1 protein-coding gene is annotated in these 540 nt (G+C 74.6%); it reads right to left on the reverse strand.

Going from position 1 to position 540, the window contains the following annotated elements; all coding sequences use genetic code 11:
- A partial coding sequence (locus VCS63_RS29730; protein WP_323883122.1) for a hypothetical protein occupies window positions 1–540 on the reverse strand: 540 nt, incomplete at both ends.

Genomic DNA, 540 nt, shown 5'->3' on the forward strand with positions numbered 1-540 from the left:
GTCTCCCCTTGCGGCAAGCGTCAGGCCACCGCCCGCGGCAACGACGCCATCGGAATCCAGGTCTGCGCCTGCGCGGGCACTCAAGCTGTCCGAGGCCTGCAACCTGCCCGCCGCGCCGACTCGCAGGTTCGCGCCGGCGTCGGCCGTCAGCCCGCCTTCCAGCGCCGTGGCGATGCCGTCAAGGCGAATGTCGCGCTGCGCGCCCAGGACGATGGGCGAGCCGGCGGTCGCCGTGCCGGTGATGAAGAGGTCGCGGCCCGCCTGGGCCTGCAAGATGCCGCCCGCAGTGCGGGCAGCCTGGAGAGCTCCGCCCACAGTGCGGGCACCAACCCCGGCACCCGCGGTGGTGCCTGCGGTGCCTGCGATGCGCAGGTCCTGGCCCGCGCCCAGCTGCAGCCGCGAGCTGCCTTGCGCGAGCCCCGCTTCGCCTATGGTCAGGTTCCCTGCCGCGTCCGCGCGCAGGGTGCCGTTGGCGACCGCCTTGCCGTTGGCGTGGAGATTGCGCCGCGCGCGCAGGTCCGCGTCGGCCGTGGAGGCGAG

It is taken from the genome of Achromobacter sp. D10 (assembly GCF_035282245.1).
GTDB classification, from domain to species: domain Bacteria; phylum Pseudomonadota; class Gammaproteobacteria; order Burkholderiales; family Burkholderiaceae_B; genus Achromobacter; species Achromobacter insolitus.